This is a genomic window from Streptomyces sp. NBC_01439 (genome assembly GCF_036227605.1).
Taxonomy (GTDB): domain Bacteria; phylum Actinomycetota; class Actinomycetes; order Streptomycetales; family Streptomycetaceae; genus Streptomyces.
This window is the reverse complement of record NZ_CP109487.1, coordinates 6,494,573-6,517,640: the sequence shown is the minus strand read 5'-3', so window position 1 is coordinate 6,517,640 and position 23,068 is coordinate 6,494,573. Positions and strand designations below refer to the sequence as shown.

Annotated in this window: 21 protein-coding genes; 14 read left to right on the top strand and 7 right to left on the bottom strand. The window is 72.5% G+C overall.

Going from position 1 to position 23,068, the window contains the following annotated elements; translation table 11 throughout:
• The first annotated feature begins 99 nt into the window (after positions 1-99).
• The 7 genes from OG207_RS29520 (at position 100) to OG207_RS29490 (ending at position 8,245) form a co-directional block, all read left to right on the top strand.
• The gene (locus OG207_RS29520; protein WP_329102464.1) at positions 100-1,233 is read left to right on the top strand and encodes an MBL fold metallo-hydrolase; all 1,134 of its coding nucleotides are present in this window, start codon (positions 100-102) and stop codon (positions 1,231-1,233) included.
• A gap of 290 nt (positions 1,234-1,523) precedes the next feature.
• Entirely contained in the window at positions 1,524-2,783 is a 1,260-nt protein-coding gene (locus OG207_RS29515) for a prenyltransferase/squalene oxidase repeat-containing protein (protein ID WP_329102462.1), read from the top strand.
• Positions 2,783-3,457: an SCO2322 family protein gene (locus tag OG207_RS29510; RefSeq protein ID WP_329102460.1), complete on the top strand. Its 675-nt coding sequence runs from the start codon at positions 2,783-2,785 to the stop codon at positions 3,455-3,457. The genes OG207_RS29515 and OG207_RS29510 overlap by 1 nt, the downstream gene beginning before the upstream one ends.
• Complete coding sequence (locus OG207_RS29505) at positions 3,430-4,836, top strand: energy-coupling factor transporter transmembrane component T (RefSeq protein ID WP_329107970.1); 1,407 nt, start codon at positions 3,430-3,432, stop codon at positions 4,834-4,836. The genes OG207_RS29510 and OG207_RS29505 overlap by 28 nt, the downstream gene beginning before the upstream one ends.
• A complete protein-coding gene (locus OG207_RS29500; protein ID WP_329102458.1) occupies positions 4,833-6,647 on the top strand; it encodes an ABC transporter ATP-binding protein in 1,815 nt (604 codons plus the stop codon). Before OG207_RS29505 ends, OG207_RS29500 begins: the two co-directional genes overlap by 4 nt.
• Positions 6,644-7,564: an ECF transporter S component gene (locus tag OG207_RS29495; protein ID WP_329102455.1), complete on the top strand. Its 921-nt coding sequence runs from the start codon at positions 6,644-6,646 to the stop codon at positions 7,562-7,564. The genes OG207_RS29500 and OG207_RS29495 overlap by 4 nt, the downstream gene beginning before the upstream one ends.
• Before the next feature lie 276 nt (positions 7,565-7,840).
• Positions 7,841-8,245: a transglycosylase SLT domain-containing protein gene (locus OG207_RS29490; protein ID WP_329102453.1), complete on the top strand. Its 405-nt coding sequence runs from the start codon at positions 7,841-7,843 to the stop codon at positions 8,243-8,245.
• Positions 8,246-8,365: 120 nt separating this feature from the next.
• Here the strand turns inward: OG207_RS29490 and OG207_RS29485 are convergent, their stop codons facing one another.
• Positions 8,366-9,535: a steroid 3-ketoacyl-CoA thiolase gene (locus OG207_RS29485; RefSeq protein ID WP_030390693.1), complete on the bottom strand. Its 1,170-nt coding sequence runs from the start codon at positions 9,533-9,535 to the stop codon at positions 8,366-8,368.
• Positions 9,536-9,777: 242 nt separating this feature from the next.
• On the opposite strand from OG207_RS29485, the gene OG207_RS29480 reads away from it, so the two are divergent.
• Positions 9,778-11,022, top strand: a complete 1,245-nt coding sequence (locus OG207_RS29480; RefSeq protein WP_329102452.1) for a cytochrome P450 — start codon at positions 9,778-9,780, stop codon at positions 11,020-11,022.
• A 278-nt stretch (positions 11,023-11,300) separates the two neighbouring features.
• On the opposite strand, the gene OG207_RS29475 is transcribed toward OG207_RS29480, so the two are convergent.
• Complete coding sequence (locus OG207_RS29475) at positions 11,301-11,831, bottom strand: PaaI family thioesterase (protein ID WP_329102451.1); 531 nt, start codon at positions 11,829-11,831, stop codon at positions 11,301-11,303.
• Positions 11,832-11,938: 107 nt separating this feature from the next.
• Between OG207_RS29475 and OG207_RS29470 the strand changes: the two genes are divergently transcribed.
• Positions 11,939-12,880, top strand: a complete 942-nt coding sequence (locus tag OG207_RS29470) for a GlxA family transcriptional regulator (RefSeq protein WP_329102450.1) — start codon at positions 11,939-11,941, stop codon at positions 12,878-12,880.
• A gap of 52 nt (positions 12,881-12,932) precedes the next feature.
• On the opposite strand, the gene OG207_RS29465 is transcribed toward OG207_RS29470, so the two are convergent.
• Positions 12,933-14,981 (bottom strand): bifunctional glycosyltransferase 87/phosphatase PAP2 family protein, encoded by a 2,049-nt coding sequence (locus OG207_RS29465; protein ID WP_329102449.1) that lies wholly within the window; start codon positions 14,979-14,981, stop codon positions 12,933-12,935.
• 255 nt (positions 14,982-15,236) lie between these two features.
• Here OG207_RS29465 and OG207_RS29460 point away from each other — a divergent pair, with 255 nt between their 5' ends.
• Both OG207_RS29460 and OG207_RS29455 read left to right on the top strand, forming a co-directional pair.
• The gene (locus OG207_RS29460; RefSeq protein WP_329102447.1) at positions 15,237-15,440 is read left to right on the top strand and encodes an antitoxin; all 204 of its coding nucleotides are present in this window, start codon (positions 15,237-15,239) and stop codon (positions 15,438-15,440) included.
• 236 nt (positions 15,441-15,676) lie between these two features.
• Complete coding sequence (locus OG207_RS29455; RefSeq protein ID WP_329102445.1) at positions 15,677-16,021, top strand: antibiotic biosynthesis monooxygenase family protein; 345 nt, start codon at positions 15,677-15,679, stop codon at positions 16,019-16,021.
• A gap of 80 nt (positions 16,022-16,101) precedes the next feature.
• Here the strand turns inward: OG207_RS29455 and OG207_RS29450 are convergent, their stop codons facing one another.
• Positions 16,102-16,497: a nuclear transport factor 2 family protein gene (locus tag OG207_RS29450; protein ID WP_329102443.1), complete on the bottom strand. Its 396-nt coding sequence runs from the start codon at positions 16,495-16,497 to the stop codon at positions 16,102-16,104.
• Positions 16,498-16,604: 107 nt separating this feature from the next.
• Here OG207_RS29450 and OG207_RS29445 point away from each other — a divergent pair, with 107 nt between their 5' ends.
• Positions 16,605-17,117 (top strand): GNAT family N-acetyltransferase, encoded by a 513-nt coding sequence (locus tag OG207_RS29445; RefSeq protein WP_329102441.1) that lies wholly within the window; start codon positions 16,605-16,607, stop codon positions 17,115-17,117.
• A gap of 52 nt (positions 17,118-17,169) precedes the next feature.
• Here OG207_RS29445 and OG207_RS29440 read toward each other — a convergent pair whose 3' ends face one another.
• Complete coding sequence (locus tag OG207_RS29440; RefSeq protein WP_329102439.1) at positions 17,170-19,239, bottom strand: MDR family MFS transporter; 2,070 nt, start codon at positions 19,237-19,239, stop codon at positions 17,170-17,172.
• Between the two features lie 912 nt (positions 19,240-20,151).
• Here OG207_RS29440 and OG207_RS29435 point away from each other — a divergent pair.
• Both OG207_RS29435 and OG207_RS29430 read left to right on the top strand, forming a co-directional pair.
• Positions 20,152-20,325: a peptidoglycan-binding domain-containing protein gene (locus OG207_RS29435; RefSeq protein WP_329102437.1), complete on the top strand. Its 174-nt coding sequence runs from the start codon at positions 20,152-20,154 to the stop codon at positions 20,323-20,325.
• Positions 20,326-20,459: 134 nt separating this feature from the next.
• Positions 20,460-21,143: an HAD-IA family hydrolase gene (locus OG207_RS29430; protein ID WP_329102434.1), complete on the top strand. Its 684-nt coding sequence runs from the start codon at positions 20,460-20,462 to the stop codon at positions 21,141-21,143.
• A gap of 208 nt (positions 21,144-21,351) precedes the next feature.
• Here OG207_RS29430 and OG207_RS29425 read toward each other — a convergent pair whose 3' ends face one another.
• Both OG207_RS29425 and OG207_RS29420 read right to left on the bottom strand, forming a co-directional pair.
• Entirely contained in the window at positions 21,352-21,879 is a 528-nt protein-coding gene (locus OG207_RS29425; protein WP_329107968.1) for a DinB family protein, read from the bottom strand.
• Positions 21,880-22,064: 185 nt separating this feature from the next.
• Positions 22,065-22,646 (bottom strand): TMEM165/GDT1 family protein, encoded by a 582-nt coding sequence (locus OG207_RS29420; protein ID WP_329102433.1) that lies wholly within the window; start codon positions 22,644-22,646, stop codon positions 22,065-22,067.
• Between the last annotated feature and the right edge of the window lie 422 nt (positions 22,647-23,068).

Genomic DNA, 23,068 nt, shown 5'->3' with positions numbered 1-23,068 from the left:
AAGATCGAACGACTAGTCAGGGAGCCCGGAAAGTGGTCGACTTGGGCTACTACTGGAACACGTTCTCGTCCGAGGGCGACGACAGGGGAGGGCGGGCGCATGACGGAGGACACGCCACGGGTCACGGAGGAGGCGTCACGGGTCGCCGGAGGCGCCCCGCACGTCACCGGAGGCACCGCACACGTCACCGGTGACGCCCCGCACGTCATCGATCACGGCGGCGGCGTATGGGCCATCAAGGTCCCCATCCCCGACAACCCCCTCGGACACACCCTCGTCCACGTCCTCGACACCGACCGCGGCCCCGTCCTCATCGACACCGGCTGGGACGACCCGGCCTCCTGGGACACCCTCGGCGCCGGCCTCGCCGCACTCGGCACCGCCGTCACCGACGTCCACGGCGTGGTCATCACCCACCACCACCCCGACCACCACGGCCTCTCCGGCCAGGTCCGCGAGGCCTCCGGCTCCTGGATCGCCATGCACGCCGCCGACACCGAGGTCGTCGTACGGACCCGCGCCTCCGAGCCCGGCGTCTGGTTCGACTACATGAGCGCCAAACTCGCCGCCGCCGGAGCCCCCAAGGAACACATCGCCCCGCTGCGCGCCGCCCGCGCGAGCGGCCGCATGCGGACCCTGCCCGGCCTGCGCGCCGCCGTCCCCGACCGGGAGATCGTCCCCGCCGAGCTGCTCCCCCTCGCCGGGCGCCGACTACGCGCGATCTGGACCCCCGGCCACACCCCCGGACACGTCTGCCTGCACCTCGAGGAAGCGCACCCGGCGAACCTCCCCGGCCACGGCCGCCTCTTCTCCGGGGACCACCTGCTGCCCGGGATCTCCCCCCACATCGGGCTGTACGAGGCCCCGGAGGACACCCGCGTCACCGACCCGCTCGGCGACTACCTCGACTCCCTCGAACGCATCGGCCGCCTCGGACCCGCCGAGGTGCTCCCCGCCCACCAGCACGCCTTCACCGACGCGCCCGCCCGCGTACGGGAGCTCCTCGACCACCACGAGGAACGGTTGAGGGGCCTCTTGGCCCTGCTGGCCGAGCCGCTGACCCCGTGGGGGCTGGCCGAGCGGATGGAGTGGAACCGGCCCTGGGAGCAGATCCCGTACGGCTCCCGCAACATCGCCGTCTCCGAAGCGGAGGCCCATGTGAGGCGGCTGGTCAAGCAGGGCCGCGCCGAGGCGGTGCCGGGCACGGAACCGGTGGCGTACCGGGCCGTGTAAGGGGCGACCGGCCCCTGCACCCCGGGGCCCGCCGGTTACGGGCCGGTAGAGTGAACCTGTCGTCCACACCTCTGTACGGGGGGAAGCCGGTGCAATTCCGGCGCTGACCCGCAACCGTGAACACCCCCGGCACCGCCCGGGCGGGAAGCCGGAATGCCCCGTACCGAAGGTGCGCGGCTCGTGCCGCCGGAGCCCCCGGTGGCCGGCACCGTCGAGGTAAACGGAGCCGGAGCCCGGTGCCTGTGCGTGCCTGCTGCCGGTTCCCCCGTACGAGAGGCACCACCCCCCCTATGAACGTCCGCCGCAGCGCAGCCGCGCTCGCCGCCTCCGCCGTGCTCTGCGTGGGCGCCGCCCCCGCAGCCCTCGCCGACACCGCGCCGCCCGCCTCCCCCTCCGCACCCCCGGTCATCCCCTCTGGCCTGTACGGCAAGAACGACCCCACGTACGACGGCGTGTGGCGGCAGTCCTTCGCACTGCTCGCCCAGCACACCGTCGGTGTCGAGCCCGCCGGCCAGGCCGTGGACTGGCTCGTCGGCCAGCAGTGCGCGACCGGTGGCTTCGCCTCCTTCCGCCCGAACGCCGCCGCCGCCGCCGAGTGCGACGCGAACACGATGTACGACACCAACGCCACCGCGGCGGCCGTGCAGGCCCTGAAGGCGCTCGGCGGCCACGACACGACCGTCAGGAAGAGCGTGGACTGGCTGAAGTCCGTCCAGAACGAGGACGGCGGCTGGAGCTTCGTCCCCGGCTCCCCCAGCGACGCCAACTCCACCGCCGTGGTGATCAGCGCCCTGGCCGTGGCGGGCGAGAAGCCGGCCGAGGTCAAGTCCAAGGCGGGCAAGTCCGCCTACGACGGCCTGCTCCCCTTCCAGCTGGGTTGCACCGCCGAGCCGGCCACCGACCGGGGCGCCTTCGCGTACCAGCCGGCCGACGGCAAGCTCCTCGCCAACGCCGACGCCACGGCCGCCGCCACCCTGGCCGGCCTCGGCAAGGGCGCGGCCGTCGTCCCGTCCGCCGAGAACACCCCCGCCGCCCCGCTGGCCTGCCCGGCCGCGAACGCCGCCGACCCGGTGACCGCCGCCCAGGGCGCGGCCGGCTACCTGGCCGAGGCCCTCAAGAAGGACGGCCACCTCATGGCCGTCACCCCGGGCGCGGACCAGCCCCCCCCCGACACCGGCAACACGGTCGACGCGGTACTGGCCCTGGCCGCCGCCGGCCACAAGGAGTCGGCGGCGGGCGCCCTGAAGTGGCTGGAGACCAACTCCGCCGAGTGGGCGAAGGGCAGCCCGGCCGCGCTGGGCACCCTCGTCCTCGCCGCGCACGCGACCGGCAACGACCCGAAGTCCTTCGGCGGCACCGACCTCGTCGCCGCGCTGAACGCGACCGGCCCGGCCCCGAAGGGCGCGGACACCGACGCGACGAAGGTGGACAGCAAGAAGGAGGAGCCCTCGGGCGGCCAGAACGTCTGGTGGATCGTCGGTTCGTGCGCCGCGGCCGGTGTCGGCATCGGCATCCTGCTGAGCGGCCGCCGGAAGAAGAACGAGTCCTGATGCGCCGCCGCCCGCCCGCCGTGGCCCTCGCCCTCGGGATCGCCCTGGCCCTGCTGGCCGCCTCCCCGGCGCTGGCGGCCGGCTACCGCTACTGGTCGTTCTGGGACGGCTCGGCGGGCGGCCGGTGGTCCTACGCCACCCAGGGCCCCTCGATGGCCCGTCCCGCGGACGGCGCCGTCCAGGGCTTCCGCTTCTCGGTGAGCAAGGACGCGGCGGCGCAGGCGGCCCAGCCGCGCGCAGCGGCCGACTTCGAGACCGTCTGCGGGGCGACCGCCCCGACGGAGGGCACCAAGCGGGTGGCGCTCGTCATCGACTTCGGCGTCCCGGAGGACGCCCCGGCGGGCGACGCCCCGCCCGCTGCCGCCCCGCGCACGGCCTGCGCGCAGGTGGCCTCCGAGGCCACGACGGCCGAGGCGCTGGCCTCGGTCGCCAAGCCGCTGCGCTACAACAGCGCGGCGCTGCTGTGCGCGATCTCCGGCTACCCGAAGCAGGGCTGCGGCGACCAGGTCGCCGACGGCGCGGCCGGGACCCCGGACCCGGCGCGGTCCGCCGCTGCGGAGTCCGCCGCTCCGGAGTCCGGCGGGGGCCCGTCCGCGGGCCTGCTCGCGGGCATCGCCGCGGTGGCCGCCCTCGCCGCGGCCGGCGTCTGGCAGTCCCGCCGCCGTACGCGATGACCGGCCCCGGCGCCGCGGCGCACCCCGGCAACGGCGCCGAGCCGACCAGCACGGACACTGGCGCACCCCGAACCGCGCCCGCCACCGGCACGGCCCCGGGCACGGGCACCGGCACCGGCACCGGCACCGGCACCGGCACGGGCACGGGCATCGGCATCGGTATCCGCCGGGCACGGCCGCAGGCCCACCGCACCCCCACCGGAGCCGCACCCGGCGGCCTGCCCCCGGCCCGCCGGAGTCCGGCCGCGGCGCAGGTCCCCGCGCACCGGTCGACGTACGAAAAGTGGAGGCCCCCGCAGTCCGGCCGGGCCACCGCCCTGCACGCGGGGGCCTGGTGGCTGTGGGCCCTCGGCCTCGCCACCGCCGCCTCCCGCACCACCAACCCGCTGCTGCTCGGGCTGATCATCGGCGTCGCCGGGTACGTGGTCGCGGCGCGCCGCACCGACGCGCCCTGGGCCCGCTCCTACGGCGCCTTCCTCAAGCTCGGCCTCTTCGTCATCGGCCTGCGCCTGCTCTTCTCGATGCTGCTCGGCTCCCCCCTGCCCGGCTCGCACCTCCTCTTCACCCTCCCGGAGATCCCGCTCCCGGCCTGGGCCCAGGGCATCCGCTTCGGCGGCCGCGTCACCGCCGAGCAGCTCGTCTTCGCCTTCTACGACGGCCTGAAGCTGGCCGCGCTCCTGGTGTGCGTCGGCGCCGCGAACGCCCTCGCCAATCCGGCACGGCTGCTGAAGTCCCTCCCGGCCGCCCTGTACGAGGCCGGGGTCGCCGTCGTCGTCGCCATGACCTTCGCGCCGAACATGGTCGCCGACGTCGCCCGCCTGCGGACCGCCCGCCGGCTGCGCGGCCGGCCCACGGGCGGGGTGAAGGCCATCCTCCAGATCGGCCTGCCGGTCCTGGAAGGCGCTCTGGAACGCTCCGTCGCCATCGCCGCATCGATGGACGCGCGCGGCTACGGCCGTACCGCCGAGGTACCGCCCGCCGTCCGGCACACCACCAACGCCCTCACCCTCGGCGGCCTCCTCGGCATGTGCGCGGGCACGTACGGCCTGCTCGCCGCGCAGGGCGCCGCGTACGGGCTTCCGGTGCTCGGCGCCGGTGCGGCCCTGGCCGTCGCGGGCCTGCGCCTGGGCGGCCGCCGGTCGGTGCGGACCCGCTACCGGCCCGACCGCTGGGGGCCGCGCGCCTGGCTGGTCGCCGGATCGGGCGCGGCCGTGGCCGCCGTGCTGATCCACGCCGGTTCCGTCGACCCCGCCGCCCTGCACCCGGGCGTGGTCCCGTTGACGGCCCCCACGTTCCCGCTCTGGCCGGCGGCAGCGATCCTGATCGGCCTGCTGCCCGCCTTCGTGGCACCCGTACCGCCCGAGGAGGCGTCGCAGTGATCCGCTTCGAGCAGGTGTCGGTCACCTACGAGGGCGCACCCGCCCCCTCCCTGCAGGGCGTCGACCTGGTGATCCCCGAGGGGGAGCTGACGCTGCTGGTCGGCCCGTCGGGCGTCGGCAAGTCCACCCTGCTGGGCGCGGTCTCCGGGCTGGTCCCGCACTTCACGGGCGGCACCCTGCGCGGCCGGGTCACGGTCGCCGGCCGGGACACGCGCACGCACCAGCCGCGCGAGCTCGCGGACGTGGTCGGCACGGTCGGCCAGGACCCCCTCGCACACTTCGTGACGGACGTGGTCGAGGACGAGCTCGCCTACGGCATGGAGTCGCTGGGCCTGCCACCTGCGGTGATGCGCCGCCGGGTGGAGGAGACCCTGGACCTGCTGGGCCTGAACGAGCTGCGCGACCGGCCGATCGCGACGCTGTCCGGCGGCCAGCAGCAGCGGGTCGCGATCGGCTCGGTCCTCACCCCGCACCCCCGGGTGCTGGTGCTGGACGAGCCGACGTCCGCGCTCGACCCAGCCGCGGCGGAGGAAGTCCTCTCGGTCCTCCAGCGCCTGGTCCACGACCTGGGCACGACCGTGCTGATGGCGGAGCACCGGCTGGAGCGGGTCGTCCACTACGCCGACCAGGTCCTGCTCCTGCCGTCGCCGGGCGCGGCCCCGGTCATCGGCACCCCCGCCGAGATCATGGCCGTCTCCCCGGTCCACCCGCCGGTGGTCTCCCTGGGCCGCCTCGCGGGCTGGTCCCCCCTCCCCCTCTCGATCCGCGACGCCCGCCGCCAGGCCGCTCCGCTGGTGGCCCGCCTGTCCGCTGCGCCAGGCATCCCGGACCGCCTGTCCGGGCCCGCCCGCCCCGCCGCTTCCCAGGGCTCCGCCCCGGACCCCTCGCCTCGAACGCCGGCGCTTGAGGCGCGGGGGTCCGGGGGCGGAGCCCCCGTCGCCGAAGCCCCCGGCCTGCTCGCGCGCCTGCTCCGCCGCGGCCGGCCGAGCCCCGACTCCGACCCCGCCCGCGCCCGCGCCCCCCGGGAGACCCCGGCCGAGGTCCGCCGGGTCACCGTCCGCCGCGGCCGCGTGCAGGCCCTGCACGACGTCACCCTCACCGTGGCCCCCGGCGAAACCGTCGCCCTCATGGGCCGCAACGGCGCCGGCAAGTCCACCCTCCTCTCCACCCTCGTCGGTACGGTCACCCCCACCACCGGCGAGGTGACCGTCGGCGGCCGCACCCCCCACCGCACGGCACCGCCCGAGATGGTGCGCCGCGTCGGCCTCGTCCCGCAGGAACCCCGCGACCTCCTGTACGCCGACACGGTCGCCGCCGAATGCGCCGCCGCCGACTCCGACGCCGCCGCGCCTCCCGGTACCTGCCGGGACCTCGTCTCCGCGCTGCTTCCGGACGTCTCCGACGACGTCCACCCGCGCGATCTCTCCGAGGGCCAGCGCCTGGCCCTCGCCCTGGCCCTGGTCCTCACCGGCCGGCCCGCCCTCCTGCTCCTGGACGAGCCCACCCGCGGCCTGGACTACGCCGCCAAGGCCCGCCTGGTCGAGATCCTGCGCGGCCTGGCCGCCGACGGCCACGCCATCGTCCTGGCCACCCATGACGTGGAACTCGCCGCCGAGCTGGCCCACCGCGTGGTGATCCTGGCCGGCGGGGAGATCGTCGCGGACGGTCCGACCGCCGAGGTCGTCGTCTCCTCGCCCGCCTTCGCGCCGCAAGTGGCGAAGGTCCTCGCCCCGGCCCCCTGGCTCACCGTGCGCCAGGTAGCCGAGGCCCTGGACGCGGCCGAGGCCCTCGACGCGGCGGAGGCCCGGTGAACCGTCCCGCCCACCCCACCAGTCCCGCCCACCCCTCCCGCTCTGCCCGCCCCGTCCGGATCGGCCCCCGCGCCGCTGTCACCCTGCTCCTCGTCACCCTCATCGGCATCGCGGCCTTCGGCTGGCCGCTGCTCGCCGACCGTCAGTCGGGGCTCGCCCACGCGCAGGACGCCCCCTGGCTCTTCGCCGCGCTCCTGCCGCTCCTGGTGGCGGTGGTCGTCGCGACCATCGCCGACAACGGCATGGACGCGAAAGCGGTGGCGATGCTCGGTGTGCTCGCCGCTGTCGGGGCAGCGCTGAGACCTCTGGGCGCGGGTACCGCCGGGCTGGAGCCCATGTTCTTCCTGATGGTGCTGAGCGCGCGGGTCCTCGGTCCCGGCTTCGGTTTCGTCCTGGGCTCGGTGACGATGTTCGCCTCCGCCCTGCTGACGGGCGGGGTCGGGCCGTGGATGCCGTTCCAGATGCTGGCGATGGGCTGGTTCGCGCTGGGGGCCGGGCTGCTGCCGGGCCCGGAGAGGATCCGGGGCCGGGCGGAGCTGCTGATGCTGGCCGCGTACGGCTTCGCGGGCTCGTTCGCGTACGGCACGGTCATGAACCTGCAGGGCTGGGTGCTGCTGCAGGGCATGGGCCAGGGCATCTCCTTCCATCCGGGGGATCCGGTGGCTTCGAACCTGGCGCGGTTCGCCGCGTACTGCCTGGCGACCTCGGTGGGCTGGGACCTGGGCCGGGCGGCGCTGACGGTCGTACTGACCCTGACCCTCGGGGCGACCCTGCTGAAGGCGCTGCGCCGGGCGACCCGCAGAGCCGCGTTCGACGCCCCGGTCTCCTTCGATCCGGGAGCCGGAATCGCCACGAACCCGCCCTCAGAAGGGGTACGAACGGCAGCGGAGGGTGACATTCGGGGCCTGCCCCGGTGACCCGCCCCATAGGGTGTGGATCACATACGAACCCGGCTAGTAGGCCTCGGAGCCACTGGACCCACCCCTACGGGGGTCGGTGGGGCCCCTGCTGCGAGGACCACTAGTACGCGGGACCTTTGCCAGGGCGCCGGGGCGTCTGTAGAACTGGATGAGTCGCAAGGCGGCAGGGTCACTTCACCCGCCGCCGACGAACCCCTCTCCTTCGCGTGAGTGGCTCACGCACGTCTTCGACGTGCCCGCGACCGTCCTTGTCCCCGTCGGAAGGTTCCCTCCGTGTCCAACGCCATCATCCGCCGCATCGCCATCTCGAAGAAGGCCCTCGCGGGCACCGTCGTCGCCCTGGGCGTCGCCGGCTCCATGCTCGCCACGGTTCCCGCCCAGGCGGCCCCGGTGAGCGCCAAGGCGATCGCGCAGCAGATGATCAAGGACCCGGCCCAGTTCGCCGCCTTCGACAAGATCATCTCCCACGAGAGCGGCTGGAACCACACCGCGACCAACCCCTCCTCCGGCGCGTACGGCCTGGCCCAGGCCCTGCCGGCGTCGAAGATGGCCTCCGCGGGTGCGGACTGGAAGACCAACCCGGCCACCCAGATCAAGTGGGGCCTGGACTACATGAACGACCGCTACGGCAGCCCGGTCGGCGCCTGGAACTTCTGGTCCGCCAACCACTGGTACTAAGCCGCGGCACGCAGCACGCAGCACGCAGCACAGCAGACATACGAAGGCCCCGGTGGCCGGCCTCCCCAGGTCCGGCCTCCGGGGCCTTCTGCATCCCATCCCACGGGACTCAGGGGCGCCTCACAGGCGCTGGATGATCGTGCCGGTCGCCAGCGCGCCTCCCGCGCACATGGTGATCAGCGCGAACTCCTTGTCACGGCGCTCCAGCTCGTGCAGCGCGGTGGTGATCAGCCGGGCGCCCGTGGCGCCGACGGGGTGACCGAGGGCGATGCCCCCGCCGTTGACGTTGACCTTCTCCAGGTCCTGGTCGAAGACCTGCGCCCAGGACAGGACCACGGAGGCGAAGGCCTCGTTGATCTCGACGAGGTCGATGTCCCGCAGCGACATCCCGGCCTTGCCGAGCACGGCCCGCGTCGCGTCGATCGGCCCGTCGAGGTGGTAGTGGGGGTCGGCGCCGACGAGCGTCTGGGCGACGATCCGGGCGCGCGGCTTGAGCTTGAGGGCGCGGGCCATCTTGCGCGAGGCCCACATGACGGCGGCGGCGCCGTCGGATATCTGCGAGGAGTTCCCCGCGGTGTGCACGGCGGTGGGCATGACCGGCTTGAGCCGGGCCAGCGCCTCCATGCTCGTGTCCCGCAGCCCCTCGTCCCGGTCGACCAGACGCCACATGCCCTGCCCGGCGGCCTGCTCCTCCTCGGTCGTCGGCACCTGCACGGCGAAGGTCTCGCGCTTGAACCGCTCCTCGGCCCATGCGGCCGCGGCCCGCTCCTGGGAGAGGAGCCCGAGCCGGTCGACGTCCTCGCGGGACAGGCCCCGGTGGCGGGCGATCCGCTCGGCGGCCTCGAACTGGTTGGGGAGGTCGACGTTCCACTCGTCCGGGAAGGGCTTCCCCGGGCCGTGCTTGGATCCGGAGCCGAGCGGCACCCGGCTCATGGCCTCGACGCCGCAGGCGATGCCGATGTCCATGACCCCGCCGGAGATCATGTTGGCGACCATGTGGTTGGCCTGCTGGGAGCTGCCGCACTGGCAGTCCACCGTCGTCGCGGCGGTCTCGTACGGGAGCCCCATGGCGAGCCAGGCGTTGCGGGCGGGGTTCATCGACTGCTCGCCTGCGTGCGTCACGGTGCCGCCGACGATCTGCTCGACGCAGTCGGGCTGGATTCCGGTACGGGCCAGCAGTTCGCGGTAGGTCTCACCGAGCAGGTAGGCGGGATGGAGGTTGGCGAGCGCGCCCCCGCGCTTACCGATGGGGGTGCGTACGGCTTCGACAATGACGGGTTCCGCGGCCATGAGCTCGTCCTCTCCTGCACTGCGTCAGCACGGCGGGCCGTCCCGGCGCCCCGCCCCGAACTAGTACGCGTTCTAGTTCTCCCCGCAGTCTTATGACCTGAGGCCCCGGCACGCAAGGGTCTTGCACGCGCCCTGCACGGATTCCACACGCAACAGTTGGCGCCGCGACCCTTGTCAGTTCTAGAACTCGTTACTACCTTCAAGCCAACTTCTGATGGTCCGTCAGACTTTGGAGTTGCCCGATGTCCTGCCCCGCACTGCCCGAAGGCTTCGACGCCACCGACCCGGACCTGCTGCAGAGCCGCGTCCCCTTCCCGGAGTTCGCGCAGCTGCGGCAGACCGCGCCCGTGTGGTGGTGCCCGCAGCGTCGGGGTGTCACCGGCTTCGACGACGAGGGCTACTGGGCCGTGACCCGGCACGCGGACGTCAAATACGTCTCCACGCACCCGGAACTGTTCTCCTCGACGACCAACACCGCGATCATCCGGTTCAACGAGCACATTCCGCGTGATGCGATTGATGCCCAGCGTCTGATCATGTTGAACATGGACCCGCCGGAACACACCCGCGTACGCCAGATCGTGCAGCGCGGCTTCACCCCCCGGGCCATCCGCGGCCTGGAGGCGGCGCTGCGGGACCGCGCCCGGAAGATCGTCGAGGAGGCCGCGGCCACGGCGGCCGACGGCAGCTTCGACTTCGTCACGCAGGTGGCGTGCGAGCTTCCGCTGCAGGCCATTGCCGAACTGATCGGCGTACCGCAGAAGGACCGCGCGAAGATCTTCGACTGGTCGAACAAGATGATCGCCTACGACGACCCGGAGTACGCGATCACCGAGGAGGTCGGCTCCAACGCGGCGATGGAGCTCATCGGCTACGCGATGAACCTCTCAGCCCAGCGCAAGGAATGCCCGGCCAAGGACATCGTCACGCAGCTGGTGGCGGCCGAGGGCCAGGGCAACCTCGGCTCGGACGAGTTCGGCTTCTTCGTACTGCTGCTGGCGGTCGCGGGCAACGAGACCACGCGCAACGCCATCAGCCACGGCATGCACGCCTTCCTGACCCACCCCGAACAGTGGGAGCTCTACAAGGCGACCCGGCCGTCGACCGCAGCCGAGGAGATCGTCCGCTGGGCCACCCCGGTGGTGTCCTTCCAGCGCACCGCCACCCAGGACACCGAACTGGGCGGTGCGAAGATCAAGGCGGGTGACCGGGTGGGCATGTTCTACTCCTCCGCCAACCACGACCCCGAGGTCTTCACGAACCCGGACGTCTTCGACATCACCCGTGACCCCAACCCACACCTGGGCTTCGGCGGCGGCGGCCCGCACTTCTGCCTGGGCAAGTCCCTCGCTGTGATGGAGATCGACCTGATCTTCAACGCCCTGGCCGACGCGCTCCCGAACCTCCACCTGACGTCCGAGCCCCCACGCCGCCTTCGCGCGGCCTGGCTCAACGGCATCAAGGAACTCCGCGTCACCCACCCCTGACCCCGCCGGCGTCTGAGGCGCGCGGCCCGCAGCAGAGCCCCACCCCTCCAACCCCGCCGCTCCCCCTCCAGCCCCGCCGGCGTTTGAGGCGCGGGGGCTCGGGGGCAGCGCCCCCGCAACGGCGCCGCACCCGTTCGAGTGGCAGCCCCGCCCGAACGGGGTGATCCTGACAAACAGCGGCGATCCAGCCGAAGGGGCGCCGGGGCGATGTGCGCCCCGGCGCCCCTTCGGCCTCGTACGGCCCGGCCGGGCCCTGAGAGGCCCGGACACGGCCACGGTCACCCCATGCGCAAGATCGCGCACGTCGTCGTCGCGTGGGCGTAGAGCTTCCCGTCATGCGTCCCGATGACCCGCGCCTCGGCGGTGGCGGTCGTCCGCCCGACGTGCAGGGCGGTGCCCTCGCAGCGCAGGGTGGGGGTGTCCGCCATGACCGGCCGGATCATGTGCACCCCGAGCTGCACCGTGGTGTAGGCGGTGCCGGCCGGGAGCAGGGTCATCACGGACGAGCCGAGCGCCGAGTCGAGCAGGGTCGCCAGAAAGCCGCCGTGCACCGTCCCCATGGGGTTGAGCAGGTGGTCGCCCGGGTCTCCCTCGAAGACGGCGACTCCCTCGGCGGCCTCGGTGAGCCGGAAGCCCAGGGTGCTCATCATCGACGCGCCGGGCAGTTCGCCCTTGAGGCTGGCCCGGAGGATCTCCAGTCCGCTCATGCCGAGGATCTGCGGGGTCATCTCGGGCCGCGGCTGCCAGGTGTGCGTGCGGCTGCGGAGCGGGGCGCCGGCCTCGAGGGCACTGGTCTCATACGTGGTCATGGCAACGACCCTAGGCACGGCCCGGGCGGATCGGGAGTGTCGGATCCGGCAGCTTCCGCACGGATTCCGACAGCCGCACCGGGGTCGCTCGGCGTTACCGTGGAGCGGTGAAAATCGCCGTACTGGCCCTCGACGGGGTCTTCGACTCGGGCATCTCCGCCGTCCTGGACGTGCTGCACACTGCCGACGTGCTGCGCGGCCGGGTGGCCGGAGCCCCGCCGCCCGCCTTCGACATCCGTACGGTCGGCGTGCGGCGCCGGGTCCGTACCGGACTCGGCCACCGCATCGACACCGAACCGACCGCCGTGGCCGAGGACGCGGACCTGCTGGTGGTGCCCGCGTTGATGGAGCGCCGCCCGGACGCCCTCGTCGAGGCCGTCGCGTCGGCCGCGCACCGCCCGGCCCGCCGGGTCCTGGCCGGGGCCCGCGAGCGCGGCACCCCGCTCGCCACGTCCTGCACCGGGACGTTCCTGCTGGCCGAGGCCGGGGTGCTGGACGGACAGCGGGCGACGACCAGTTGGTGGCTGGCCCCCTTCTTCCGAGACCGCTACCGCCGGGTCACGCTCGACGAGACCCGGATGGTCGTCAGCTCCGGCGGGATCACCACGGCCGGCGCCGCGTTCGGCCATCTCGACCTGGCCCTGTCGATCGTCGGCACGCGCAGCCCCGCCCTCGCGGATCTGGTCCGGCACTACCTCGTCGTCGACGACCGCGCCTCACAGGCGGCGTACGCCATCCCCAGCGCCCTGGCCCGCCACGACCCGCTCGTCGCCGCCTTCGAACAGTGGGCGCGGACCCGACTCGCGGAGCCGGCGCCGATCGCGGACGCGGCCCGGGAGCTCGGCGTGAGCGAGCGCACCCTCCAGCGCGCGGTCGCCCGTACCCTCGGCCGCACGCCCGTCGGGCTGGTGCAGGACCTGCGGGTGGAGCAGGCCGAACACCTGCTGCGCACCACGGACCTACCGCTGGCGGCGGTCGCCCGGCGGGTGGGGTACGAGAGCCCGGGACCGCTGCGGACGCTGCTGCGCAGGCGGCGCAACGGTGGCTGATGCGGCAGCGCCCCGGGGGGCGCCCCCCGGGGCACGCCCCCGAAACACCCCGCTAGGAACGCGACCCCGCGACGGGCTCGGCGGTGGTCGTCCCGGGCGCGGCGGGCGCCGCCCGTTCCGCGTCGTCCCGGCCCTGCTGCGCCGGGAGGTTCATGTGCAGGCCCCGCGGTCCGGACAGCGCATAGACGAGACCGAAACCGGCGGACACGACCACGGCTCCGCCCACGGCGTCCAGTACCCAGTGGTTGGCGGTGGCCACGATCGCGCCCACCGTGATCAGCGGGTGCAGCGCCCCGAGCAGCTTCTGCCAGCCCTTCGGCGCCAGCACCACGATCACGATCCCGCACCACAACGACCAGCCGAAGTGCAGCGAGGGCATCGCCGCGTACTGGTTGGAGATCGCGGTCATCGCCCCGTACGAGGGGTTCGCCAGGTCCTGCGGCCCGTGCACGGTGTCGATGAAGCCGAGACCGGGCATCAGGCGCGGCGGCGCGAGCGGGTAGAGCCAGAAGCCTATGAGGGCCAGCACCGTGGCCAGCCCCAGCGAGGCCCGCGCCCACCGGTAGTCGCCGGGGCGCCGCCAGTACAGGACGCCCAGGATCGTCAGCGGGACCACGAAGTGGAAGGAGGTGTAGTAGAAGTTGAAGAACGCCTCCAGCCAGGGCGTGTTCACCACGGCGTGGTTCACGGCGTGTTCGATGTCGATGCCCACCGCGCGCTCGATCCCGTGGATCTGGCTGCCGTTGCCCTCGGCGAGGCTGCGGCTGGTGGGTGCGGCGGCCCGAATGTGCGAGTAGATCGAATAGCCCACCCGTATCAGCAGGAGTTCCAGCAGCAGGTTCGGGCGGGACAGCACGCGCCGCCAGAACGGCATCAGCGGCACCCGCGCCCAGCGGGCCGTCGCGGGCCGCCCGTAGTCGGTGGGGACGGGCTCGCGCCAGTAGGGCGACGAGCGCGGGAGGAACGGTACGGCGCAGGCCGCGGCCACGGCGATGAGCAGCAGCACGTTGTCGCGTACGGGGGCCAGCGCGGCCAGGTTCGGCAGCAGCATCGTGCTCGGAAGGGTCATGGCGAGGACCACGGCCACCGGCCACACCGGCCGATCGGCGGCCCGCTTGCCCACCTTGCCGGCGACGGCGAGGAGCACCCAGAGCAGCTGGTGGCGCCAGCCGGTCGGGGACACGGCGACGGCCACGCAGCCGGTGACGGCGACGGCAAGCAGCAGTTGGCCGTCGCGGGCGTAGCGGACCGCGCGGCGCAGGCCGATCCAGACGACGGCGGCCGCGAGGGCGGCGTACAGCAGGATCTCTAGCGGGCCGGTCAGGCCGAAGCGCAGCAGCGCGCCGTGCACGGACTGGTTGGCGAGGCCGTCGGGGGCTCCGCCGAGGCCGGCACCGGCCAGGTGCTGGACCCAGTACGTCCAGGAGTCGCGCGGCATGGCCGCCCAGGACAGCGCGGTGGCTCCGGCGAAGGTCACGGCGGCGGCGCGCGCGGTGGGGCGGCGTCCGGTCAACCACAGAAGCGGGGCGAACAGCAGCAGCGCCGGCTGGAGCGCGGCGGCGAGGCCCACGAGGAATCCGGCGGGCCGGTCGCCGGGCACGCGGAACACGGCGACGAGCACCAGCAGCACGGGCAGGACGGCGGTCCGGCCGGGTGAGGCGGCCTCGCGGACGGGGAGCGAGACCATCATCAGGGCCGTGAGCACGGGCGCGGCGAGCAGAGCGCTGCGCCGCGGCACCGGGTCGGGCAGGCCACGGGCGGCGACGAGCCCGATGGCGGCGACGCACAACAGCGTCACGAGGGTCCAGGTGACCTCCAGCGACGGGGCGGCGGCGAGGCCGACCAGCGGCTTGAGGACCAATCCGGCGAAGGGGGTGTCGGAGAACTGGCCGGTGTCGTAGACCGATCCGGGCAGACTGCCGGAGAGGTGGAAGCCGCTCAGCCACTCGCCCGGTGGCACCCGCAGCACGGCGACGGCCTGTCTGACGGCGAGCGCGCCGGCCAGCGCCCACAGGAGGAGGCGAGCCGCCCCGAGCCTGCCGTGACCGCCTATGACTCCGGCATGTCCGTTCGCACCGCTGTGCTCCGCCGCGTTAGCCACGCCTCGCCGGCCTCCCGCCCTGTTGACCGCAACCCTGACTTCGCCTGGCTGCCGCGCTCCATTACCCGCACGACGATATCCCCCGCGGGATGTGTTGGAGGGCCCTCGTGGGCATCGCGAAGACCGACACGCCTGCCGACCTGCGAAGCCCTCTCCCCGACCGGCCGGACCGGGGAGCTGCGGGCTCTCCAGGTGCGGACACCGGACTTCGTGGCGAAGCTGAGGTGGACAGGCATTCCGTGGAGAAGACGGCCCATGTCCATGCTCGACAAGCTCAAGGACCTCATCAAGGGACACCCTGACCAGGCCCGCCAAGGCGTCGAGAAGGCCGGAGACGCCTTCGACGCGAAGACCGGGAACAAGTACCAGAGCCAGGTCGACACGGCGCAGCAGAAGCTCAACGAACAGATCGGCAAGGAGCCGCCCATGTCCGGGGAGGGCAAGCCGCCCCAGACCTGAGACGCGCGACGCGCTTCCGGACCGGCACGGTGGCCGGCACGGTGGCCGGCACGGTGGCCGGCTTCGGCGCAGGGACCGCACCACGGTGCGGTCCCTGCGTCTACGGTCCTGCGGCGGGGTCCGTTACGAGCCGGGCCGGATCACCGACGCCTGCCGGCCGGGCAGGTGTAGGAAACTGCACGCATGTCATCGAGGCCGGGCGCACGGCCCGGCCGGTGTTTCATGAGAGGTGTCCTGTGCCTAGCGTCGTAAAGATCAACGTACTGACGGTCCCTGCCGAGCAGCGGGAGATCCTGGAGCAGCGCTTCGCCTCCCGGGCCGGGTTGGTGGAGAACTCGGACGGGTTCGAGTGGTTCGAGCTGCTGCGCCCGGTGGAAGGCACGGACCAGTACCTCGTCTACACGCGTTGGCGTTCGGAGCAGGATTTCCAGGCGTGGATGGAGGGCCCGATGAAGGCCGCCCACCAGGGCGGCGGTCAGGGCGGCGGTCAGGGCGGCGGCGAGCGGCCGAAGCCCGCGGCTTCCGCCTCGACGGTGTGGTCGTTCGAGGTCGTGCAGCAGGCGGCGCCGAAGCAGGCCTGATGCGGTGCGCGTCGCGGGCCCGGGTCGGGGCCCGCGACGCGGCGGACGGTCAGCCGGAGAGACGGGCCAGCGCCAGAACCTCAGCCCCAGAAGACGTCTTCCTCGTCGATGTCCGCGGTGCACTGGTCGACATCGGTGATCTTGTTCCCGATGATCGTGAAGAAGAGCCCCTGGCGGATCTCGATGCCGCGGTCACCGCGGTCGGCGCGGGCCGTGTGGAAGCTCATCACGTGCCCCCGCCCGTCCGCCAGCACCGATTCCAGATCCACCTGGAAGGTGCCCTTCGTCTCCTCGCCGAGGCGGCGGTAGAAGTCCAGGACGTTCTCCCGCCCCTTGTGGTGCCCGGACAACGGGTTGCTGCCCGGCACGTGGTGGATGACGTCGGCCGTGAACAACGTGCTCATCGTCTCCATGTCGCCTCTGCCGAAAGCCTCGTAGCCACGGCGGACCAGGGCACAGTCGGGATGCTCTGACATGGCGTTCCCACCCTCCGGGTACGCAGGGAATGTCCTTTTTCCTATCATCGGCCCGGCCTTGTGGATATTCCACGCGGGAGATCCGCCGCGAACTCCACAATGACGCCATGACCACTCTCAGCGAACACCCCACACCCGCCCTGTCGTGGACCGTGACCCCGGAACCGTTCACCACCCGGGACGCCACCGCCCTGCGCCGCGCGTACTACGCCGAGGTCGCCGGCCGTTACTGGAAGCGGCAGGTCACCGAGACCGAGATCGATCAAGGGCTGCTGGACTTCCCGGACGACGAGCTGACCCCACCGACGGGACGGTTCGTCGTCGGCAGACTGGACCGCGAGCCCCTGGCGTGCGGCGGGATCCGACTGATCGACCCCCGGACCGCCGAGCTCACCAGGGTGTACGTCGACCGGCGCGCCCGCGGAACCGGCGGCGGGGCGGCGCTGCTGAAGGTCCTGGAAGCGGAGGGCCGTGCGCTCGGCGCCGAACGGGTCCGGCTGGACACCCGGTCGGACCTCGTGGAGGCCCGGGCGTTGTACGCGCGACACGGGTATGCGGAAATACCGGCCTACAACTCCGGCCCGTACGCAGACCACTGGTTCGAGAAGCGCCTGGTCTGAGCCCGCGTCCCGGCGACCGCACCGCGCACGGCCGCGTCCGCCGCGGCCGCCGCTAGTGGGCGGCGTGGTCCCGGCGCGGCAAGGCGTCGTAGGGCTCCTCGGCGTCGGAACCGCACAGCTCCGTGTTGATCTGCCGCACCAGCTTCACCAGGTCCGTCGGACGGTCCGGGCCCCACCAGTCGCCGAGCAGCTCGGCGAGGGACTCCTGCCGGGCCTCGGCGAGCTTCGCGGCGCACGCACGCCCCTCGTCGGTCAGGACCAGCGGCAGCCCGTTCCGGACGGCGAGTCCGCGCTCCTCGATCTGGCGTGCGGCGTCCGTGACGACCTTCAGCGGCACGTTGACCCGCTCCGCGAGCAGTGCGGGCTCCGCGGAGCCGTACCTCTTGATCCGCAGCAGCAGCCAGCTGGAAGCGGGCAGCAGGTCGTAGCCCGCCTTCTCGGTGATCTTCTCGTAGACGTGGCGGCGGCCCTCACGGGTGCCGAGGACCGACAGGGCGCGGGCGACCTCGTCGTGGGAGGACCGCTGGACCGGGTTGGAGGCCAGGGTCTCCGTCACATCGGGGGCGGTGACCGAACCGCGGAGCTTGTCCTCCTTCAGGAACCAGGCGATCACGAAGGCGATCAGGACGATCGGCACCGCGTAGAGGAACACGTCGGTGATGGCGGTCGCGTAAGCGTCGAGCACCTGCGGTTGGAGCTCGGCGGGCAGTGCGCCGATGGCCCGCGGGTCTGCCTCCAGCTGCGCGATGCTCGCACCGGCCGGCAGCGTGACGCCCGCGAGGGAGGCTGCCAGCTTGTCGTCGAGCTGGTTGGTGAAGACCGTGCCGAAGATGGCGACGCCGAAGGAGGCGCCGATGGAGCGGAAGAAGGTGGCACCGGAGGTGGCGACTCCGAGGTCGGCGTAGCTGACCGCGTTCTGCACCACCAGGACGAGCACCTGCATGACCAGGCCCAGTCCGGCGCCGAAGACGAAGAAGTAGACGCTCATCTCCCAGGTGGAGCTGGTGCGGTGCAACTGGTGCAGGAGGAGCAGACCGAGCGCGGTCACCGCCGTGCCCGCGATCGGGAAGACCTTCCAGCGCCCGGTACGGCTGACGATCTGGCCGGAGACGGTGGACGTGAGCAGCATGCCGATCACCATCGGCAGCATGTGGACGCCGGACATGGTCGGTGAGACGCCCTGGACGATCTGGAGGAAGGTCGGCAGGTAGACCATCGCGCCGAACATCGCGAAGCCGACGACGAAGCTGATCGCCGAGCAGAGGGTGAAGGTGCGGATGTGGAACAGACCCAGCGGCAGGACGGGTTCGGCGGCTTTGCGCTCCACGAGGAGGAAGCCGACGAGCAGTACGGCGCCGAGGACGGCGACGCCGATGATCCGGGCCGAGCCCCAGCCCCAGGTTCCGCCGAGGGAGGCGACGAGCACGAGACAGGTGGCGACGCAGGCGATGAGGAAGGTACCGAGGTAGTCGATGGTGTGCTGCGAGGAGCGCGCCGGAATGTGTAGGACGGCGGCAATGACGACGAGCGCGACGAGACCGATCGGGAGGTTGATGTAGAAGACCCAGCGCCACGACAGGTTGTCCACGAACAGGCCGCCCAGCAGCGGGCCCAGCACGCTGGTCGCACCGAATACCCCGCCGAAGAGGCCCTGGTACTTGCCGCGTTCGCGCGGCGGGACGATGTCGCCGACGATCGCCATCGACAGCACGATCAGTCCGCCGCCACCCAGCCCCTGCAGGGCGCGGAAGCCGATGAGCTGGGGCATGTCCTGAGCGATCCCGCACAGCGCCGACCCGATGAGGAAGAGGACGATGGCGTACTGGAAGAGCTTCTTGCGTCCGTACTGGTCACCGAGCTTGCCCCACAGGGGGGTGGCGGCGGTGGAGGCGAGCATGTAGGCGGTGACGACCCAGGACAGGTGCGCCATGCCGCCGAGGTCGCTGACGATGGTCGGCAGGGCGGTGGAGACGATGGTCTGGTCGAGGGCGGCGATCAGCAGGCCCAGCAGCAGGGCTCCGATGGAGACGAGGACGTCGCGGGAGGCGTGCTCGGCGGCGGGGCCGGTCTTCTCCGGGTCGAAAACTGGGCCCGGGCCCTGCGCGCTCACATCCTGAGCCATCGATACCTCCTCAGGCCGGATCGACATCTCCATCCTGAGCGGTGTGTCCGGTTATGGCCTCTCGGACGGTTGGGAGGTCCCCTGCGGGTCTGCATAATCGCAGGCAATAACCAGGGAGGGAGTCCAGTGAGCCGTCAGCACTGTTCGGAATGCGGTGCCGCCGGGGCCGGCTGCGGATGCGGATCGGGTGTGGGTTTCAACCCCTTGCGCATCCGCCCGTACGTAACGTTGCCCGACCCTGTCGAACCGGACGCCCCGGTGTCCCCGCAGCCGGTGTCAGGGGTGGTGGCCCCGGAGCCGCAGGCACCTGCGCCCGCGCCTGCGCCTGACGACACCCCGGCGTACGGGATACCCGGGATACCCGTACCACCACAGGACGGGCCGTGGCCCGCGGGGCCTGCCGGACCTGCACCCGCCCCGCACCCGGACGAGACTATCCAGCTCCGGACGATCCCGGCAGCGGGCCACACGTACGGCAACGAAAGGGGAGGGGGCGGGGGCGGGGGCCCGGAGAAGCGAACCGGCCCGACCTCCCGCAAGCCACTCGCCCTGCTGATCGGCGCCGCGGCGGCGGTCGCCCTCAGCGGGACGGCCGTGGCGGTGTGGGCGCTCCCGAGTTCCGCCGAGAACGAGGCCGTGCTGCTGGACGCGAAGGCCTCGGTGCCCGTGACGAGCGCCGCCCCGGCTGCGCCCCCCTCCACGAGCCCGTCCCCGAGCAAGGGCAGCCCCTCTCCCTCGGCCTCCCCCTCACCGAGCGCCTCGAAGTCGGCGTCGCCGTCTCCGTCCCCGTCGCCGAGCGCCTCCCGCACATCGGCGTCCCCGTCCCCCAGCCCGTCTCCGAGTGCCATCCGCTCCTCCAGTCCGCCGCCCAAGCAGGCCCCGACGCTGCGGCACGGGGATTCGGGTTCGGAGGTGGAGAAGCTCCAGCGGCTGCTGGCGGCGCAGGGCCTGTACCGGGGCCGGATCAACGGCCGGTTCGACTGGCGGGTGGAGGACGCCGTGTCGGAGTTCCAGTACGAGAGGGGCATCGACGATCAGGAGTGGGGCTTCTACGGGCCGGTCACCCGCAAGGCTCTGGAGGGATGAGCGTCACATGTCCGCTGGTGGCGAGGACCGCCCTTTGTTTTGTATCGTAAAGGAACAAAGTGGTTCCGTCCTCTCACCCTGACCGGTGGACGGAACCACTTGTTCTCTTTCCCGCCCCGTCTGGAGTGCCCCCGATGCCGGCCAGCACCACCACCGCACCCGTCGCCCTCACCGCCAAGGCCCTGCTCCTGGACATGGACGGCACGATCGTCAACTCCGACGCGGTGGTCGAGCGCTGCTGGCACGAATGGGCGGTCTCCCACGGGCTGGACCCGCAGGAGGCCATGAAGGTGGTCCACGGACGCCAGGGCTACGCCACCATGGCCGTACTCCTGCCGGACCGCCCCATGGAGGTCAACCACGCCGAGAACGCCGTGATGCTGGCCCGCGAAACGGCCGACACCGACGGAGTGGTCCCGGTCGCTGGCGCCCCGGAATTCATGGCCGCGATCGACGGGCTGCCGCACGCTCTGGTCACCTCCGCCGACACCGCCCTGGCCACGGCACGAATGACCGCCGCCGCCCTGCCGATGCCCGAGGTACGGGTCACGGCCGAGTCCGTCCGGGCCAGCAAGCCCGACCCCGAGGGCTTCCTCATGGGCGCCGCCGCGCTGGGCGTGGATCCGGCCGACTGCATCGTCTTCGAGGACTCGGGCGCGGGCATCACCGCGGGCCGGGCGGCAGGCATGCGCGTGATCGGCGTGGGACCCCGGGCAGCCGTCCACGCCCCGACGGCCCACGTCCCGGACCTGACGGCGCTCCACGTCACGACCACCCCGGACGGCTCGATCACCATCACGCTCCACCCGACGGCCTGACACCCGAACCACAGGACGCCACCGGGCCTACGAAGCCCTGTCGGGCGGGCGAGCGAGCGGGGTCGGAACCTGGGGCGAGGGCTTCGGGGGTCGGCAAGTACGGCGGTGGTTCCGGGGGGCGGAGGCCACCCGGAACCACCGCCGTACTTCCCGACCCCGCCCACCCGGCCCCTGCCCACCCCGAAGCCCCCGCCCGCCCCGCCTCGCCCTACTGCCCCACTCGCCCGTCGATGCGTTCCCGCAGGAAGTCCGCGTGGCCGTTGTGGCGGGCGTATTCCTCGATCATGTGGACCAGGACCTCGCGGAGCTCCATCGGCTCGTCGCCATGTCTGCTGTCACCCGTGACGCCCAGGTCGGCGGCCTCCGCGACCAGTTGTTCCGCGAAGGCCACTTCGGCACGCCAGGTCGCCCACGCGTCCGCGACCACCTCCGGGTCGGCCACCGCGCCAGTGAAGTCTCCCGTGCGGTCCTCCTCCGTGCGGTAGTGCCGACGTATCTCCTGGCCCGCCATGACCTGCCGGAACCAGTACTGCTCGACGCCCGCGAGGTGGCGCACGAGACCCAGGAGCGACAGGTTGGACGGTTCGACCGAGCGCCGCGCCAGGGCCTCCGCGTCGAGGCCCGCGCACTTGAGCTCAAGCGTCAGGCGCTGGTCGCGCAGGTAGCCGGCGAGTACGGCGCGCTCGCCCTGGAACCCGCCGTCGGTCCGGGTGTCCTCGTCGGGGCGGACGAACATGTTGGACCAGCCGAACTGCCGGTCCTCGGCGGACACCGGCGCGGACGCGGATCGGGGTGCGGGCTCGACGGCAGGGCCGGTAGGGCCGGTGGGGATGGGGGTGTCTGTCACACGCACGAGCGTGATCTGTACGTTCCCGCCCCGCAAGGAAATATCCGCCACCGCCGGCCCGCACCTGCGACGCGTCAGCCCGCGATCGCCTCGTAGAGCGAGAACGCGGCCAGTGCGGCCATCACGGCAGCCGCGATCTTGGTGATCAGTCGCAGCGGCACGTACTTCATCAGGGTGCGACCACCCAAGATGCCGATGCCCGCGACCGCCCACAGGGCGATCACGGCACCGATGCCGACCGAGACGGGGTTGTCGTACCGGGCGGCGAGGTTGGCGGTCATGATCTGGGTCAGGTCACCGAACTCCGCCACCAGGATCAACATGAATCCCGCTCCGGAGACCTTCCAGAAGGACTGGTCGGCGGGCGGCTTGACCTCCTCGTCCCCGTCGTCCTTCTTCAGGAGCAGCATGGCCGCGCCCGCCAGGAAGAGGATGCCGACGACGGCCTGGACGAGCCGGTGCGGGAGCAACGTGAGAACGCTGCCTGCGGCGATGGCGAGTGCGACGTGAACGGCGAAGGCGGCGGCGACGCCCGCGAAGACGTAGGAGGCACGGTAGCGCGTGCCGAGCATCAGGCCGGCGAGGGCCGTCTTGTCGGGGAGTTCGGCAAGGAAGACGACGCCGAAGGCGATCGCCATGATGCTGAAGCTGAACACGGGGGTGAAACCTCGATCGGTCGGGCAGGGCGCCATCGGGACCGAGAGACCTGGGGTGTGTCAGGGGTCGCTTCGGCTCGGCGGCACCCTGGCTTGCGCGTGCGCGTACAAGACGCGCCTGCGCTGAACAGGACACTGCGGCCGAAGGTCTCGCTGGCCTGCCGCTGCTCGCGGCCTGCCTCCGGGCGCCGGCTGGGGTGACCCAGCAGTATGTCGACGGTCCGGCGAAGAGCTACTCCCCTTCTGCTCCGAACAGAGTACGCGAAGCCCACGACAGACCGGAATGGGCCTTTGGTCCCGGCCGGACGGTCCCGACTGGACGGTCCAATACGGGGCCCGGTGCGCAGGCGAGGCGGCGCGCAGCGGTCGGACGGGCGAGTCCGACGGACGGGCAGGAACGATTCGCAACCCCCCTCCACCCC

What these genes read in the sequence shown, in the direction of transcription:
- OG207_RS29475 (WP_329102451.1), bottom strand. Translation starts at nt 11,831, where the DNA reads ATGACCACGTATGAGACCAGTGCCCTCGAGGCCGGCGCCCCGCTCCGC.
- OG207_RS29485 (WP_030390693.1), bottom strand. Translation starts at nt 9,535, where the DNA reads ATGGCCGCGGAACCCGTCATTGTCGAAGCCGTACGCACCCCCATCGGT.
- OG207_RS29515 (WP_329102462.1), top strand. Translation starts at nt 1,524, where the DNA reads ATGAACGTCCGCCGCAGCGCAGCCGCGCTCGCCGCCTCCGCCGTGCTC.
- OG207_RS29425 (WP_329107968.1), bottom strand. Translation starts at nt 21,879, where the DNA reads ATGTTCGTCCGCCCCGACGAGGACACCCGGACCGACGGCGGGTTCCAG.
- OG207_RS29430 (WP_329102434.1), top strand. Translation starts at nt 20,460, where the DNA reads ATGCCGGCCAGCACCACCACCGCACCCGTCGCCCTCACCGCCAAGGCC.
- OG207_RS29480 (WP_329102452.1), top strand. Translation starts at nt 9,778, where the DNA reads ATGTCCTGCCCCGCACTGCCCGAAGGCTTCGACGCCACCGACCCGGAC.
- OG207_RS29460 (WP_329102447.1), top strand. Translation starts at nt 15,237, where the DNA reads ATGTCCATGCTCGACAAGCTCAAGGACCTCATCAAGGGACACCCTGAC.
- OG207_RS29450 (WP_329102443.1), bottom strand. Translation starts at nt 16,497, where the DNA reads ATGTCAGAGCATCCCGACTGTGCCCTGGTCCGCCGTGGCTACGAGGCT.
- OG207_RS29510 (WP_329102460.1), top strand. Translation starts at nt 2,783, where the DNA reads ATGCGCCGCCGCCCGCCCGCCGTGGCCCTCGCCCTCGGGATCGCCCTG.
- OG207_RS29440 (WP_329102439.1), bottom strand. Translation starts at nt 19,239, where the DNA reads ATGGCTCAGGATGTGAGCGCGCAGGGCCCGGGCCCAGTTTTCGACCCG.
- OG207_RS29520 (WP_329102464.1), top strand. Translation starts at nt 100, where the DNA reads ATGACGGAGGACACGCCACGGGTCACGGAGGAGGCGTCACGGGTCGCC.
- OG207_RS29445 (WP_329102441.1), top strand. Translation starts at nt 16,605, where the DNA reads ATGACCACTCTCAGCGAACACCCCACACCCGCCCTGTCGTGGACCGTG.